Source organism: bacterium (assembly GCA_030699905.1).
GTDB lineage: Bacteria > Patescibacteriota > Minisyncoccia > Phycocordibacterales.
In genome coordinates, this window is record JAUYKQ010000019.1 from 1 (window position 1) to 15,084 (window position 15,084).

Genomic DNA, 15,084 nt, shown 5'->3' on the forward strand with positions numbered 1-15,084 from the left:
ATCGAAGAGGTTCTCCCGTGTTTTTGAGGCACTCTTGTGCCGAAAAAACGGGAAACCTGTACTGGTCGTGTAACGACCGATAAGCGTACTCGCGATCCTGGCGGGGGCAAAGTGCGTAGCGAAGCGTAGCGCTTTGCCCCCGAGCAAGCAAACTGCTTTGCTTGCGGACAGGAATCGAAGAGGTTCTCCCGTGTTTTTGAGGCACTCTTGTGCCGAAAAAACGGGAAACCTGTACTGGTCGTGTAACGACCGATAAGCGTACTCGCGATCCTGGCGGGGGCAAAGTGCGTAGAGAAGCATAGTTTATGGGGTACAGATCACTGTGCGCGCTGAGGGACTCGAACATTACATGTTCAGTACAGGTTTCCGATGCTTTGGAAATCGGAATTTCCAAAGCATAACGGAGAACCTCTTCTCGTCCCTCACGGAAGTGAAGCAATTCACTTCCTATCGCCCACAGTTCTCACTGCGTTTGACCTGTGCGCGCTGAGGGACTCGAACCCCCGACCTTTTCGGTGTAAACGAATTGCTCTACCAACTGAGCTAAGCGCGCAAGCAAGAACATATTATATCATTTTTCATCTAATTTCAATCTCCTTTGATATCATATTAAACATGAGAAAACGCATTGAGTGTAAAATCCGTGGCATTGTGCAAGGTGTCAACTTTCGCTCTTTTGTGAGAAATGAGGCAGTTTCGCTTAATGTTGTCGGATTTGCGCGAAACGATAGCGACGGCGCGGTTTTTGTGGTGGCGGAAGGGGAAGAGATAAAACTTCAAAAGTTTCTTGAAAAAATAAAAAACGGACCAACTTTTGCCAAGGTCTCGGACTTTGAATTTTCGTGGAAAGAGGCATCGGGAGAATTTTCCGATTTTGTGATAGATTACTAATGAATGGAAATTCAGATTTTATATGAGGATGAAAATGTTGTTGCGGTGAACAAACCGGCCGGTCTTATGGTGCATGGCGATGGTAAAACAGACGAGAAAACTCTCGTTGATTTTTTGCTTGAAAAATATCCTGAAATCGAAGGAGTGGGCGAGCCGCCAATCACGGTACACACTACACGCTACACGCCACGCGCTATCCCTCGCTGGGGGATAGTCCATCGTTTGGACAAAGAAACATCCGGCGCGATGGTTGTGGCGAAAACAGCCGAAGCCCACGCGCATTTTAAAAAACAATTTCAAGACAGATTGGCGAAAAAAACTTACCACGCATTTCTTCACGGCGAGATGAAAAAGGACGAGGGGGTAATAGACCGGCCGATCGGCAGAAGCTCATCTGATTTTCGCAAATGGTCGGCCACTCGTGGCGCGAAAGGGGAGATGCGCGAGGCGCTGACGGAATACAAGGTATTAAAGAGAGGACACGGCTGTACCTTTGTGGAAGTGAGACCAAAAACCGGCCGCACCCATCAGATTCGCGTGCATTTCAAAGCAATAAATTATCCTGTGGTTTGCGATAAGCTGTATGCCTTCGCCCGCCGTAGCAGGGACGAAGGTGGGTCCAAACAGGGCTGCGTTTTAGGATTTGACCGTCTTGCCCTCCACTCTCTTAATTTAGGTGTCTTGCTCCCAAGTGGCAAGGATATTCTTATAGAAGCCCCGTATCCGGAGGATTTCAGAAAGGCGATATCGCTAATCAATCCCTAATCTCTAAACCCGAATCGCTCCAAAAATAGGTTGAATTTTGTATAGGGTTGTGTTAGAGTAGTCAAACTTATGAAAGGACTGGGAAATATAAAAATATCGCCGGTGAATATGGAAGAGCGAGGGAAATTGAATTTTCGCTCGGGAGATACGGTTCGCGTTGGCGTTAAGGTTCAGGAAAAGGACAAAGTCCGCATCCAGAATTTTGAAGGTCTGGTGCTTGCCAGACGCCACGGAACCGAACCTGGCGCCACTTTCACTGTACGAAAGGTTATGGACGGTGTGGGAGTGGAAAGAATCTTCCCGCTGTATTCGCCAGCGATTGAAAAAATAGAAGTAAAGAAGACGGCAAAAGTCAGACAGTCCAAGCTCTATCATATCCGAGAAAAAGCTGCCAAAGAAATCCGCAGAGAAATGAGAAATGTCAGAGCGGTAAAAGACGAGAAGGTAACGGTAACAAGCGAAGATATCAAAGAGTCGCCGACTCCGCAGATAGCGGAACAATAAAAACAGATTCAAGATTTACGATTTACGATTCAAGTGTTGAGACAAAACCGCCTGATGGCGGTTTTGTTGTAAAAGTCGTATTTTTTGCTATTGTTGTAGGGTAAATTGTCGGACATAATTTAAATAATGCGCGGGTGTTGAAATTGGTAGACAAGCACCCTTGAGGTGGGTGTGCCGCAAGGCGTGGAGGTTCGAGTCCTCTCCCGCGCACAATTTGAGTCCGCGAAAATTGCGCGCGGAGCGAGTGAACTGCTTCACTCGCGGGAGAGGACTCGAAGACCTTCTCCCATATTCGCGAGTGATTCCTATCATGAGCGAATGGGAAAGGTGTACTGGTCATGTAATGACCGAGAAGCGTAGTCGCGATCCTCTCCCGCGCACAATTGTTTCCAAGACCAGTGTGAACAGTCCCATTTAGGTAAAAATAAAAGAAGGAGTCCGTGTGGACTCCTTTGGGAAAAAATGAATAAGTTTCAGGTGCTGGCCATTTTTTTGAGGTGTTTCAGAATAGTTTGTTCTGATACGTTTTGAGGACAACGCAACTTCTTTATCCTTTCACTCTTCCTCTCTAAATATGCTATCGCCCTGGCGCGGAACTCGGGTGACGATCGCGCTAAAAATTCGGCTAAATCAGCCTCCTTTGCTTGTGGCAACATAGCCAGCCAGTCGCGAATGTCCTTGTCAGGATCGGGCTCTGTTTGGTTTGTCGGCATTTCCTGTATTCTCCGGTTAACACCAAACAGTGAATCCCATGAATTCCATTCAATCATATCCCGTTTTATTATTAAGTTAATCATTTGTGGGTTCTCCTTTTGGGAGCTTACCTGATAAAGCTGAAAAAATCAATTCAAAAAGCAAAAAGTCAAGTTTTTGATGCCGAGCATATAGTGAGAGTATTCCGTTTTTTTGTCTACCTTTACCTTTAACGTTATTCGCTATACGCTATATCCATGTCTTTATTCACCGGCAAAGGAGACGGCGGAACAACTAAATTTTTTGACACACCGAAAGGCGCGCGCGTATCCAAAGCGTCTTGCAGGACGGAGTGTTTGGGCGCGTCTGATGAACTGAATTCGTTTTTGGGCCTCTGCAAGGTTCATTCTGACGCTACACGCTACACGCTACACGCTGTACGCGTATCTCATATTGTTGAACAGGTTCAGCAGAGCTTGTTTATTATTCAGGCCGAGATGGCTGGAGCGGAAAAGACGATTGCTGAGGAAAAAGTCAGGAATATGGAGAAGCTAATAAATTTGATAGAGGCCGAAATGCCACCCATTAAAACCTTCTTCATTTCCGGTGGAACCGAGCTTGCCTCGCTTTTTGACATCTCTCGTACTCTTGCTCGGCGGATGGAAAGAAGGGTAGTGGAAGCCGTAGAAAAAAAAGAGGTAAAAGTGGGGGAGCAAACATTGGCTTATATAAACCGGCTCTCGTCTCTCCTTTACGCTCTTGCTCGGTATGCAAATTTCAAAGCGGGTATAAAAGAAAGCCCGCCGAGTTATAAGTAGGAAAATACATAAGGTGGAAAATCTCGCGTGGTTATGTCATAATTGCCATCACTTGGTTCATATGATAGGTAAGCCAAGTCACATTTTGCAGAATATGTCAGACATTGACAAAATGTGGCGACTATAGTTTAGTGGTAAAACATCGGTTTGTGGAGCCGAATTCGAGAGTTCGATTCTCTCTAGTCGCCAGATATGGCTCTTTAAAGCCACATATTCAAAAATAGAAACTTTCGTTATACGGTTAAAATGGGAAATTGAACTCCGCCATTTATAACCCCAAACTACTCCACAGGATTCCTCCCTTGAATAATTCGGATAAGGAACATGATGATTGCGAGAACAAGGAGTAAGTGTATAAAGTTGCCGATTGTGTATACACCGACGACTCCCAGAAGCCACAATATAAGAAGTAAGACGGCTATTGTTTGAAGCATATATGATTTTAGATTAGCTATGAATAATTACTGACCTTAATAAGTATGGACAAGTATGGAGTCCTTAAATGAATTTTTAGTAAAGAGTTACGACGTGTTAACATTTTTAGATGAGAACGACAACGCTATGTTTTCTTAATGAAGACAATTCCATATTGTCGCAGAATACATCGTTTGTTTGAAAGTACGCGAGCATTTGATAGGATATAAATATGTCCTCCGACAGAATCAGAGGGTTTAAAGATTGGTATATAAGGCACGAACGGCGTATTTCCTCCGGCGCGCTTCTTTTTGGTTTTATCTTTGACAATCTGACTTTGAAGAGGATTGACCTTCTTTATGAGAATATAGTTCTGGCATCTTATTTGATAATTGCCGCGCTTTCCATAACCTTAGTGAATTTATACGAAACGGGAAAGATAAGAGGACGTTTCTTTTCTTGGATTTACGAAGTTCTGCCACTCATTTTGCAGTTTTCTTTCGGCGCGCTTTTTAGCGGTTTTTTCGTTTTCTACTCAAGGAGCGGAACGGTGGCGGGCAGTTGGGTTTTCCTCGTTATCATTTTGGGTCTTTTGGTAGGCAACGAGTTTTTACGTCGCCGTTATCTTCGGCTGACTTTCCAGGTGGCAGTTTTATTTCTCGCTCTTTTTTCTTACGCCATATTTTTCACGCCGGTTTTACTCGGCAAAATGGGCGTCGGGGTTTTCATTCTAAGTGGCATTATAAGTATCGTGGCGATTTACGTTTTTTTGCGACTCCTTGCTTTTTTGATGCCGAATCGCATTGCGCCGATGCGTCCGATACTGACTGCCGTTATCGCTGGAATTTTTTCTTTGGTGAATTTGCTTTATTTTGGAAACGTCATTCCGCCCATTCCTCTTTCTTTGAAACATGCCGACGTTTATCATAATGTCACGAAGTTGCCTGACGGAAATTACGAGCTTACCAAAGAAAACCAGAAATGGTACGAGAGGTTTAGAAGGTACGACACTTTTCATTGGCAGGAAGGCGAGAGCGTTTACGTTTTCAGCGCTGTTTTTGCGCCTACGCGATTGCAGACCGATATAGCCCATAACTGGCAGTACTTTGACGAACAGACAAAGGAGTGGAAGAGCGTAAACAAGATAAAGTTTCCGATTGTCGGGGGCAGGGACGGCGGCTATCGGGGCTATTCTTACAAGCAGAATATATTTGCGGGCAGGTGGCGAGTGGACATAGAGACGCTTCGTGGCGCTCTTATCGGCAGGGTGAAATTCCAAGTTGTGGAAAGCGATGAAAGGCCGGAATTTGAGAAAGTTATACAATGATATTTATGGATGAAAAAAGACCAAAGGTAGGAATAGGCGTGATGATTTTCAAAGACGGCAAGGTGCTCTTGGGCAAAAGGAAAAGCTCTCATGGCGCGGAAGAGTATGCGTGGCCGGGCGGGCATTTGGAATACATGGAGTCCGTTGAAGAATGCGCTAAAAGAGAGGTGCTGGAAGAAACGGGAATGAAGATAAAAAACGTAAAATTTCTGCGACTTTTGAACTTTAAAGATTACGCGCCGAAACACTATATTGATATCGGTGTGACTGCCGATTGGAAGTCGGGTGAACCGAAAGTCAGAGAGCCGGAAAAGTGCGAGAGCTGGAGCTGGTATAAGCTCCAAAATTTACCCGTCCCTCTTTTTAAAGCTTTGCCATCATATTTTGAAGCGTTAAAAACAGGCAAGAATTTTTTTGATAATTGACCTTGATTTAATAAAATATAAAATGCAGACGATCATCTATGTTTTATTGAGGCGGGTTTAATAGAGGAATTAGGCTCGGCCAATTTCCAAAGCCGGTACATTCGCAATTTCCGAAATTTTTGAAACTTTATGGAGGTCGGCTGTGGTGATATAATCAATTTTTGAATGAAAAAAGAATGGAAAAACAAGAAACTGTTTGTTTTTGATTTAGACAAAACACTTGCCGAAAGCAAACAACCGATGGACGATGAAATGGCTGATTTGCTTCGGCTTTTTCTCCAAAGTGTCAAAATCGCCGTGATTTCCGGAGGTTCCTTCGCGCAGTATGACAGACAATTCGTGCCGAAACTTTCTGAAGGTAACCTTGACAACCTGTTCCTTTTTCCCACTTGTGGTTCGTCTTTTTACAGGCAGGAAAATGGGGAATGGCGAAATGTATATACAGAAACTCTTTTAGATAATGAAAAAAAGGATATTTTCGCGGCGTTTGATAGCATGTTTCTTGATGTCGGTTTTTCGATTCCGGAAGTTGTTTATGGCGAACTGGTTGAAGACCGCGGGGCGCAGGTTACGTTTTCGGCATTTGGCGCCACAGCCCCTCTTTCCGTAAAGGGGGGTTGGGACCCGGATAGGAAAAAGCGTTTGAAAATGATTGAGGTCTTGAAAAAGTATCTGCCGGAATTGGAAATACGGACAGGCGGTACGAGCTCCATTGACGTTACGAGAAAAGGTATTGACAAGGCCTATGGCATAGCGCAAATGGAAAAACACATCGGAATCTCACGCAAAGATATGGCTTTTGTCGGAGATGACTTTGAAGAGGGTGGTAATGACCATCCTATAATATCTACGGGTGTTGAATACGTCCATGTGAAAAATCCAAGTCAAACAAAAGAGCTTTTGAAGTCGCTTATGGGCTTGTAAGCCGGCCATTTAAAATGGCTGGATAAACAAAAATCGCCGCTCCGTAGAGACAGCGATGAAGGTGTAAAGAAGTGTGTCATTTACACCCGAAGTCGTAATTCCGGTCAGTGGTCAACCGGTGTTGTTGTGACAGAAAGCGAGAGCGTCGGACGTTTTCCGAAAAGCTCGTAGAATGGCTCCTCAAGCCACATCTTCCATGGGCCGAAAAGCCAAATCCCGCAAATCAGAAACCATAGAATCATGATGGGGGGCATGTATCTGAAGTAGCCGGCCCACATCCTTGGTTTGAATACCATGAGCCCTACAAGAGCTGAAGCCGGAGTAACAAGAACTCCGGTTGAAAGTATGAGCGCTTCTTTCCAGAAATCGCCCGTGGCTGGGTAAAGAGCGCCGGTTAGCACGCCGTTTATGCTTGATGGGATGAAAGCGTACCATCCCGTAGAAGAGGCAATTCCTTCTTTCACCAAATCCGTCAGGAAAAAAGGTGGCGCGTGAAGCAGAAGAAGCGCGAAACCGAGGAGTCCCAAGACGGCCTTGTCTATCTCCCAGACGCCTTCAATGAACTCATGTCCTTGTCCGCTTATGTACGACCAGATGAGGAGCGCAAATAAGCAAACGATGGAGTTCTTGCTCCACAGAAGAAGCGCGATGAAGAAGATAAACTCCAGACAGTCCTGTATGGAGAGTTTCCCGCCTACTGTTCCCACTTCAAGTTTTATGTCCAGTTTTTTGGAAATCCTGGACAGGCATACGAGGAATAAGATGATGGGAGGCAAAAGAGGTAAAGTGCTCCACCACTCTCGCATTCCATACTTGAGACAAAGTGGCAGGAGGTAAACCTCGCCGAAATACGTTCCCGTACCTCCTATAAGCGCCGCCGCCGTATTGATGACAAGGAATTTCAACTTGTCTTGTTCGTTCCCGCCGATTTTTGCCTTTGTCAAGATAAGCAAAATCAGGAATGAGTCCATAAACATGGACCCGAATCCGCACACAAACGGAACCAGATGTATCGGTATAGAAAGAGGAATACCAATACTTCTCGTAACCCCCATAAGCCCCGCGAGAAATGTCACGAGAATTATCGTTTCACTGACGACGTCCAAGTGGTGAAGTGCCTCCGGATATGGCAGAAGCGCCAATCCGATGAGTAGGAAGATGGTCGGTTCAAGACCCCATCCTCTGTGCCTATCTTTGAAAAAGGGAATTGTCAATATTCTATCCATTCCGACTCCTTTCTTTTCTTTTGTCTGTTTTCGGTCGTTTCTAAACCGCCCGTTATATTACTATTTTCTGGCTAAAAGTCAAAGTTTAAATTTGCCTTCATGATAGATTCATGATTATATTTTAGTATAAAAAAGCTCTAAGAGTTCAGTAATTTTTTCAGATCACTAAAATAGCATGGCTTTAATGAGTAGAATACTCGTAATAATAGAGCGGGAACATGGCGCAGAACCAGCTCATACGATCTGTCCACTTTTTGGACAGATATATTTACAGGGTCTGGGGGCGGTATAAAAACTATCGCAGTTTTTCTTTTGAAAGTTTCGCAATCGCTTTTTTGTCTATTGTATTAGCGGCTCTGGTTCGCGTTTTTCTCTCTCCTTTTTTCGGAGAGGAAGCCACTTTCAACATTTTTATCGCCTCGGTTTTGATAAGCGCTTGGCTTGGCGGTTTTCATTCAGGCCTTTTGGCCGTGGCGTTGGCGGTCGTGGCGGAAACTTTTATTTTTTTGAAGGAACCCGACGGTACTTTTGTCAGCGAACCCTCTTTGCTCATACCCTTAATCATTTTTATGGCGGTCGGGTTTCTCATGACCACCCTCATAACGGCTCTGATACAGACGCGTCGACGAATGGAGTTTCTAACAAAAAATCTAAAGGCGGGACAAGAACATCTTGACATAGTAAACCGGCACATCAGAAGTATTTTGGAAAGTATAAATGACGGTTTCGCCGCTTTTGACAGGCAGTGGAGGTTTGTTTACGTAAACCCGAGAATTGAAGAACTTTTCGGCGTGCGTTGGAAAGAGCTTCTTGGAAAGAATATTTGGGAAAAATTTCCCGGTTTTGTGAATTCTGTTCTGCGCGAAAAATGTTTTTTGGCGGTGGAGAAGGGCGAACCTCTAAGATTTGAGTACTATTCTTTGGAACTTAAGAAGTGGTTTCTCCTGCATGCCTATCCTGGCAAAGACGGCCTGTCTTTGTTTTTTGACGATATTACGGACATAAAAGACAGAGAAAGACGCAAAGACGAGTTCGTTTCCGTAGCCAGTCATGAACTTAAAACCCCGGTAACCAGCACCAAGCTTTTCGCCCAGATGTTGCGGGACCGTTTTGTTGAAGAGGGAGACGAAGAAGCGGCCAAGAGTTTGGAAAAGATGGACGAACAGTTGGACAAGCTGGCAAAACTCATACTGACTCTTTTGGACGTTTCTAAAATGTACGGAGGGAAATTGAATTTCAAAAAAAAGAAGTTCTCCTTGTCCTTGTTGGCGAGTGAAGCCGTTTCCGACATGAAATACACCGAAAAGGGTCGCGAAATAAAAATCTTTTCCCGAGAAGATGATATAGAGGTCTTTGCGGACAGGGATCGCATTTTGCAGGTCATAAACAACCTTTTAACTAACGCTCTCAAGTACTCTGCGTTTGATAAAGATGTTTCCGTATCCGTATCTTCCGAAGGGGACTTCGCGCGGGTGGCGGTGAAAGACCAGGGTATCGGGGTGCCTAAAGAAAAAATGGAAATCATTTTTGAAAAATTTTTCCAAATCAATGACAGCGAAAAGAGGGAACATTCCGGACTGGGGCTCGGTCTTTACATATCAAAAGAAATCATTGAACAGCACGGAGGAAAAATGTGGCTTGAGAGCGAAGAGGGAAAGGGGTCAACTTTTTACTTTACCGTTCCGTTCAGTCAGTAATTCAAAAATCCAAGGTTTTTGCTTTTTTGCAAATGAAAAAGTGGTATGATGGGAAAAGATGAAAAAACGAAATTCCTCCATTCCCACCAATCGCAAACGCCCACGCGGGAAAAAACCCAATATGTATGAAAAGTGGCAGATAACAAGAAACGGCGTAAAAGTTGACATAAGACGCAAAGGGCAAGGGGTGGCCAGTTTAGCAGATCTCGCCATGGAAAATATTAAAGAGGAGTTGGGAAATGGCCCTCGTCCGATTCATTCGCGCGATTAGAGTGGCGTCCGAATTAAAAAGCAGAGTTCAACCCTCTGCTTTTACGTTTGTTTTTGATATACTTTCGCCATGACTTTAATTTTAGACGGGAAGAAGGTACGAGAAGGAAAAACGGCGATTTTGCGCAAAACCATAGCGGATTTGGGAGGTGACTTGACTCTGGCGATACTTCAGGTCGGGCATAGCGAGGCGTCAGACGCCTATATTTCCCAAAAGAAAAATTTCGCCGAAAAAGTGGGAGTTAAAGTGTCGCATCACGTTTTTCCCGATAATGTTGAAGAGAGGGAAATAACGGACATCGTAAATGATTTAAACCGAAGGCAAGAAGTTCACGGTATTATAGTTCAGCTTCCGATTCCGGAACGTTTGGATAAAGAGAAAATATTAAACACCATAGACGCTCGCAAAGACATTGACGGCCTTGGTGACATAAATTTCAAGAAACTGTCTTTGAAGGATAAAAGCGGACATGTGCCGGCGACCGCAAGGGGTATTTTGGAACTTCTTTCTTTTTACGGGGTCGGTATTTCCGGTAAAAAAGTGGCGGTACTCGGCCGGTCAAAACTTGTGGGCGCGCCCGTGGCCCGGCTTTTGGAAAACGAAGGGGCGATTGTGTCTGTTTGCCACAGCAAAACGGAAAATGTTCCTGAAATAACAAAACAATCTGATATAATAGTAGTAGCCATAGGCAAGCCGCGATTTGTCGGCGAAGGTTTTTTTAGAAATGATAAAACTCAAACAGTTGTGGATGTCGGGATTACCGCGGTTACTGAAGAAGGCGCGGAAAAACTGGAAGAAGAGATACCTAAAAGAACGCTTGTGGGAGATGTTGATTTTGAAAGAGTAAAAGACATGGTTTTCGCCATATCTCCCGTTCCGGGCGGGGTGGGGCCTATGACAGTGCTTTGTCTTTTTGAAAACTTGGCCAATGCATACGGTATGAAATGAGCGTCACTTGTCGGTCGTAATATTTATCGGTGTTTTACGTCAATTATTATTAATTATTAGTTTTATCATTTTTTATGATGCAAGATAATAAGATACAAAAAGCTGTTATTTTTACGCTCGCGATTTTGGGAGTTTTTCTGTTGGTAAAAACAGTTACGGAGATGAAAGAGTTTGTTTACGTCGGCCCCGATCCGGCGGCGCGAAACATGATATCGGTTCTTGGAGAAGGGGAAGTTCTTGCCGTGCCGGATATAGCCATGTTCACTTTCGGTGTAACCAAAGAAGCGACAACTGTCGCCAAAGCTCAAGAGCTTTCGGCCGAGAGTGTGAACAGAGCCATTGATTTTTTGAAAGAACGAGGAATAGAGGAGAAAGACATTCGCACCGTAAATTACAGCGTTTATCCGAGGTACGAATACAACAAACAGCTTTCAACAAGGGCGATATATCCTCCGGAGGGAGACAGAACGCTTGTCGGATTTGAAGTTTCCCAAAGCATAGAAGTGAAGGTTCGGGACACGGCAAAGGCGGGAGAACTTCTTTCGGGCATCGGAGAAATAGGGGCGACCAACATAAGCGGTCTTTCGTTTGAGGTAGACGACGAAGACGGTTTGATTGCCGAAGCGCGAGAAAAGGCCATTGAAGACGCTAAGGATAAAGCGGCGGAGTTAGCTAAACAGCTTGGCGTCAAAATTGTCCGAATCGTTAGCTTTAACGAGAATGGAAGCCCGTACTACGCGAGAGGTTTGGCAACTTACGGGGAAGTTTATGGAATGGGTGGTGGCGACGACGCGGTCGCGCCGAGTATTCCCACGGGAGAGAATAAATACGTATCTAACGTGAGTATTACGTATGAGATAAGATAGCGACATTTGGAATAAGACCTTAAACGCGGAAAAGGCAAAGTCAAGGCCCGTTTGCGCAAAGCGCAAACGGGCCTTGACTTTTTGCGTTTAGAGAGTAGTATTAAATTATAAGCAACCCCGGGAGGGGTTTTTTGATAGAAGGAGCAGGTTTTAAGACAGTTTCTAAACATTCATGAGAATAATAAATTACATTCGAGAAACCAGACAGGAACTGCGTCATGTAGCGTGGCCTACCAGAAAACAGGCAACATCTTTTACCGTAGTCGTTATAATTCTTTCTGTGGCCACCGCGCTTTACTTGGGATTCTTTGATTATGTATTTACGACACTGCTTCAAAAAATGATTTAAAGATATTAATAGCTGTTACTTATGTCCAAACAAAAACTGCAGGGAGATAAAAACTGGTACGCCATACACACTTATGCCGGTTATGAAAAGGCGGTGGCCAGAAACTTGAAGCAAAGAATAGAGTCACTCGGCATGGAGGACAAGATTTTTGACGTGGTCGTTCCGACTGAAAAAAAGATAAAAATAAAAGGAGGCAAAAGAGTTGAAGAGGAAGAAAAAATATACCCCGGATATGTATTGGTAAACATGGTAGTGACCGACGATTCGTGGTTTGTCGTGCGAAACACTCCGCGTGTTACAGGTTTTGTCGGCTCCGGAATTTATCCCGTGCCTCTTGATAAAAAAGAAATGGAATATTTGTTCGGCAGAATGCAGGTGGAGACAGCCAAACATGCCATAGAGTTGGAAAAAGGCGAGCCGGTTGTAATAACAGACGGACCATTTAAAGAGCTGGAGGGTAAAGTGGCGGAAGTGGATGAGGCCCGTGGCAAAGTCAAAGTGCTGGTCTCAATGTTTGGAAGAGAGACGCCGGTGGAGTTGGATTTTTTACAGGTTAAGAAAATATAGCACGACGCGAATAATACGAATGACCGAGCGAATGACACGAATAAAATAAGACCCGTTTTATTTTATTCGTGTCATTCGAGTCTTTTATTCGTAAATTCGTGTCGAGATAATTATGGCAAAAATACCAGTTAAACAATTAAAACTTACAATTATGGGCGGAGCGGCAAACCCGGCTCCTCCTATCGGGCCCGCGCTCGGTCAGGCCAAAGTAAACATAGGCGAATTCGTAACTCGTTTTAACGAAGGTACGAAAGAAATGAGAGGGCAGAAAGTGCCTGTGGTTATTCGCGTATATGAAGACCGTACTTTTGATTTGGAATTCAAAAAACCGCCCGCGACCGCTTTGATTTTGAAAGCAGTTGGCAAAGATAAGGGAGCAGGAAAGACCGGCACGCAAAAACTTGGAACGCTTTCCAAAAAACAGCTTCGCGAGATAGCTGAAGCGAAAATGGCTGATTTAAACGCCGGTTCCATAGAAGCCGTCGAAAAAATCTTGGCCGGAAGCGCTCGGTCAATGGGGGTGGATGTTAAATAGTGTAAAGTGGAAAGTAGAAAGTGAAAAGTTTAGGAAAAACCCGCAATTCGCTTCGCGAATTGCGGGTTTTTCCTCGCGATGATAGAGTATTTGCCATGAATATAAAAGCCGTAAAACTGGATATTGTAATGCCTCCGCAAGACGACCTTCTTTCTAAAATTCGGAAGTCAAAACTTTCTCTTAAGGAAGGCGATATTGTGGCGGTAAGTTCCAAGGTGGTAAGCATTTGGGAGGGAAGAACAATTCCTATGTTGGAAGTTACAAAAGACGAACTTGTTAAGAAAGAGGCGGATCTTTGGCTTCCCAGAGAAAAGAAAGACAGGTGCGTAATGCACACGATTACGAAGAACTTCCTTATTGCTTCCGCGGGAATAGATGAAAGCAATGGCGACGGCTATTACGTGTTATGGCCCAAAAATCCGGTTCTATCCGCGCAAAAAGTTCTTAAATGGCTCAAAAAAGAATATAAAATAAGAAAGCTTGGAGTAGTAGTAACGGATTCTCACTCCGTGCCGCTTCGTCGTGGCGTTACGGGTTTTGCTCTCTCGTATGCCGGTTTTGACCCCTTGTATGATTATCGCGGCAAAGAAGACATTTTTGGACGGGAAATGAAATTTTCCATGACAAATGTTGCCGACTCTCTCGCGGCTTCCGCGGTACTTGCTATGGGTGAGGGAAACGAAAAGACCCCGCTCGCCGTAATTTCCGGCGCGCCGTATATTCGGTTTGGTAAGGCAAAAAACAAGAAGAAATTCTCTTCATTTGAGGTGCCGCTTGAGGAGGATTTGTTCGGTGTTTTCTTAAGGCGGTTAGGTGGAAAAAAAGGGGGTTCTCCTAAATAAAGAGGCGTTTGGCGAAATAAAAACATTCTAACATTCTGCAGAATGTTAGAATGTTTTTAAAAATTTATTCATCTTTCCAAATCAACCCATGTATATTTCAGCCCCGTTTTTTCATCAAACCTATCCTCTCTGAAAGTTTCTTTGGTGAAGTCCTTCCGCCAGTCGGGGAAGAAGACATCGCCCTCTGCATCGCTGTCTACCAGTGTGAGGTAGAGTTTGTCGGTGTAGGGGAGAGCTTGTTTGTAAATTTCGCTGCCACCGATAACAAAAACCTCTGGGTTTTTGTTATCGCCCTGAGCTTGTCGAAGGGCTGTCTCTTCGCCTTTCATTATAGCTCCTTCTAGTGAGCCAGCAACAATGCACCCTTCCGCTTTAAACTCCGAATTTCTGGTAACGATAATATTGGTTCGGCCGGGTAGAGGTCTGCCGATACTTTCGTAAGTTTTCCGCCCCATAATAATAGGATGCCCCAAAGTAAGTCGCTTAAAGCGCTTCAAGTCGTCGGAAATATGAAAAAGCAATTTACCGCCGTTTCCGATGGCGGCGTCTTTTTTCGTAACGGCTACAACTATGCTGATTTTGGGTTTTGGCTGTATCATTCTTTTTTCATCCATTTCCTTTGTTCTAACTCAACTCCAAACATGTGGGGGGAGACGATAGTTACTCCTTGGATGGTTTTCCCGAATAGTACACCAAAGTCGCTTTCGTCTCCAGTCAAAAGATGCGAAGCATTACCTGCAATCGCGCCTCCAAGAATAGGCACATCTTTTAACACAAGTCCGACAGAGAGAGGCGTACTCATTCCCTCGACCATCTCACAATCCAAAAGAAGTTTCTCAAAAACAGGCAAAAAGTCATTCTTTTTTAATTCAAGATTACGACGTGCCTCTTCTGCCGCGTATGAATTGGTAAGCAGAGTCGCATGGCGCTTGGCGAGGCGCACTAAACCCCCGATGCGACTTTTTGGCATCGCGGCGGAAAATAGGATATTCGCGTCCAAAAACACTCTCATCGCTTCTTGA

At 44.5% G+C, this 15,084-nt stretch carries 20 protein-coding genes and 3 tRNA genes; 17 read left to right on the plus strand and 6 right to left on the minus strand.

Annotated elements, in window-relative coordinates:
- Nucleotides 1-480: 480 nt before the first annotated feature.
- Nucleotides 481-553 (minus strand) — tRNA-Val (locus tag Q8P86_02245).
- A 62-nt stretch (nt 554-615) separates the two neighbouring features.
- Between Q8P86_02245 and Q8P86_02250 the strand changes: the two genes are divergently transcribed.
- The 4 genes from Q8P86_02250 (at nt 616) to Q8P86_02265 (ending at nt 2,370) form a co-directional block, all read left to right on the plus strand.
- Nucleotides 616-891, plus strand: a complete 276-nt coding sequence (locus tag Q8P86_02250; GenBank protein ID MDP3996491.1) for an acylphosphatase — start codon at nt 616-618, stop codon at nt 889-891.
- 3 nt (nt 892-894) lie between these two features.
- Complete coding sequence (locus Q8P86_02255) at nt 895-1,656, plus strand: RluA family pseudouridine synthase (GenBank protein ID MDP3996492.1); 762 nt, start codon at nt 895-897, stop codon at nt 1,654-1,656.
- Between the two features lie 69 nt (nt 1,657-1,725).
- Nucleotides 1,726-2,160 carry a 50S ribosomal protein L19 gene (rplS, locus tag Q8P86_02260; GenBank protein ID MDP3996493.1) on the plus strand — a complete coding sequence of 145 codons (435 nt, stop codon included), beginning with the start codon at nt 1,726-1,728 and terminating at the stop codon, nt 2,158-2,160.
- A 128-nt stretch (nt 2,161-2,288) separates the two neighbouring features.
- Nucleotides 2,289-2,370 (plus strand) — tRNA-Leu (locus Q8P86_02265).
- Between the two features lie 263 nt (nt 2,371-2,633).
- Here the strand turns inward: Q8P86_02265 and Q8P86_02270 are convergent.
- Nucleotides 2,634-2,930 (minus strand): hypothetical protein, encoded by a 297-nt coding sequence (locus Q8P86_02270; protein ID MDP3996494.1) that lies wholly within the window; start codon nt 2,928-2,930, stop codon nt 2,634-2,636.
- Nucleotides 2,931-3,110: 180 nt separating this feature from the next.
- Here Q8P86_02270 and Q8P86_02275 point away from each other — a divergent pair, with 180 nt between their 5' ends.
- Entirely contained in the window at nt 3,111-3,671 is a 561-nt protein-coding gene (locus tag Q8P86_02275; protein MDP3996495.1) for a cob(I)yrinic acid a,c-diamide adenosyltransferase, read from the plus strand.
- A 117-nt stretch (nt 3,672-3,788) separates the two neighbouring features.
- A tRNA-His gene (locus Q8P86_02280) sits at nt 3,789-3,859 on the plus strand.
- A 93-nt stretch (nt 3,860-3,952) separates the two neighbouring features.
- Here Q8P86_02280 and Q8P86_02285 read toward each other — a convergent pair.
- Nucleotides 3,953-4,105 carry a lmo0937 family membrane protein gene (locus tag Q8P86_02285; GenBank protein ID MDP3996496.1) on the minus strand — a complete coding sequence of 51 codons (153 nt, stop codon included), beginning with the start codon at nt 4,103-4,105 and terminating at the stop codon, nt 3,953-3,955.
- Between the two features lie 212 nt (nt 4,106-4,317).
- On the opposite strand from Q8P86_02285, the gene Q8P86_02290 reads away from it, so the two are divergent.
- The 3 genes from Q8P86_02290 (at nt 4,318) to Q8P86_02300 (ending at nt 6,761) form a co-directional block, all read left to right on the plus strand.
- Nucleotides 4,318-5,412 (plus strand): DUF2914 domain-containing protein, encoded by a 1,095-nt coding sequence (locus tag Q8P86_02290; protein ID MDP3996497.1) that lies wholly within the window; start codon nt 4,318-4,320, stop codon nt 5,410-5,412.
- A 5-nt stretch (nt 5,413-5,417) separates the two neighbouring features.
- Nucleotides 5,418-5,837, plus strand: a complete 420-nt coding sequence (locus Q8P86_02295; protein MDP3996498.1) for an NUDIX domain-containing protein — start codon at nt 5,418-5,420, stop codon at nt 5,835-5,837.
- 165 nt (nt 5,838-6,002) lie between these two features.
- Entirely contained in the window at nt 6,003-6,761 is a 759-nt protein-coding gene (locus Q8P86_02300; GenBank protein MDP3996499.1) for an HAD-IIB family hydrolase, read from the plus strand.
- Between the two features lie 104 nt (nt 6,762-6,865).
- Here Q8P86_02300 and Q8P86_02305 read toward each other — a convergent pair whose 3' ends face one another.
- Nucleotides 6,866-7,987, minus strand: coding sequence for a hypothetical protein (locus tag Q8P86_02305; GenBank protein ID MDP3996500.1), 1,122 nt, complete (start codon nt 7,985-7,987; stop codon nt 6,866-6,868).
- Nucleotides 7,988-8,205: 218 nt separating this feature from the next.
- Here Q8P86_02305 and Q8P86_02310 point away from each other — a divergent pair, with 218 nt between their 5' ends.
- The 8 genes from Q8P86_02310 to Q8P86_02345 all read left to right on the plus strand — a co-directional run bounded on the left by Q8P86_02310 (nt 8,206) and on the right by Q8P86_02345 (nt 14,062).
- Complete coding sequence (locus Q8P86_02310) at nt 8,206-9,684, plus strand: ATP-binding protein (protein MDP3996501.1); 1,479 nt, start codon at nt 8,206-8,208, stop codon at nt 9,682-9,684.
- Between the two features lie 58 nt (nt 9,685-9,742).
- On the plus strand, nt 9,743-9,955 hold the full coding sequence (locus Q8P86_02315; protein MDP3996502.1) for a hypothetical protein: 213 nt from the start codon (nt 9,743-9,745) through the stop codon (nt 9,953-9,955).
- A 69-nt stretch (nt 9,956-10,024) separates the two neighbouring features.
- On the plus strand, nt 10,025-10,903 hold the full coding sequence (locus tag Q8P86_02320) for a bifunctional 5,10-methylenetetrahydrofolate dehydrogenase/5,10-methenyltetrahydrofolate cyclohydrolase (protein MDP3996503.1): 879 nt from the start codon (nt 10,025-10,027) through the stop codon (nt 10,901-10,903).
- A 74-nt stretch (nt 10,904-10,977) separates the two neighbouring features.
- Nucleotides 10,978-11,769, plus strand: a complete 792-nt coding sequence (locus tag Q8P86_02325; GenBank protein ID MDP3996504.1) for an SIMPL domain-containing protein — start codon at nt 10,978-10,980, stop codon at nt 11,767-11,769.
- A 172-nt stretch (nt 11,770-11,941) separates the two neighbouring features.
- Nucleotides 11,942-12,118, plus strand: a complete 177-nt coding sequence (secE, locus tag Q8P86_02330) for a preprotein translocase subunit SecE (protein ID MDP3996505.1) — start codon at nt 11,942-11,944, stop codon at nt 12,116-12,118.
- 21 nt (nt 12,119-12,139) lie between these two features.
- Complete coding sequence (gene nusG / locus Q8P86_02335) at nt 12,140-12,685, plus strand: transcription termination/antitermination protein NusG (GenBank protein ID MDP3996506.1); 546 nt, start codon at nt 12,140-12,142, stop codon at nt 12,683-12,685.
- Between the two features lie 112 nt (nt 12,686-12,797).
- Nucleotides 12,798-13,220, plus strand: a complete 423-nt coding sequence (rplK, locus tag Q8P86_02340; GenBank protein ID MDP3996507.1) for a 50S ribosomal protein L11 — start codon at nt 12,798-12,800, stop codon at nt 13,218-13,220.
- A gap of 20 nt (nt 13,221-13,240) precedes the next feature.
- On the plus strand, nt 13,241-14,062 hold the full coding sequence (locus Q8P86_02345) for a coenzyme F420-0:L-glutamate ligase (protein ID MDP3996508.1): 822 nt from the start codon (nt 13,241-13,243) through the stop codon (nt 14,060-14,062).
- A gap of 68 nt (nt 14,063-14,130) precedes the next feature.
- Here the strand turns inward: Q8P86_02345 and Q8P86_02350 are convergent, their stop codons facing one another.
- Both Q8P86_02350 and Q8P86_02355 read right to left on the minus strand, forming a co-directional pair.
- Nucleotides 14,131-14,676 (minus strand): dihydrofolate reductase, encoded by a 546-nt coding sequence (locus tag Q8P86_02350; protein ID MDP3996509.1) that lies wholly within the window; start codon nt 14,674-14,676, stop codon nt 14,131-14,133.
- Nucleotides 14,658-15,084 (minus strand): PIN domain-containing protein (locus tag Q8P86_02355; GenBank protein ID MDP3996510.1); only part of this gene is annotated, 427 nt, incomplete at its 5' end. The genes Q8P86_02350 and Q8P86_02355, both read right to left, overlap by 19 nt.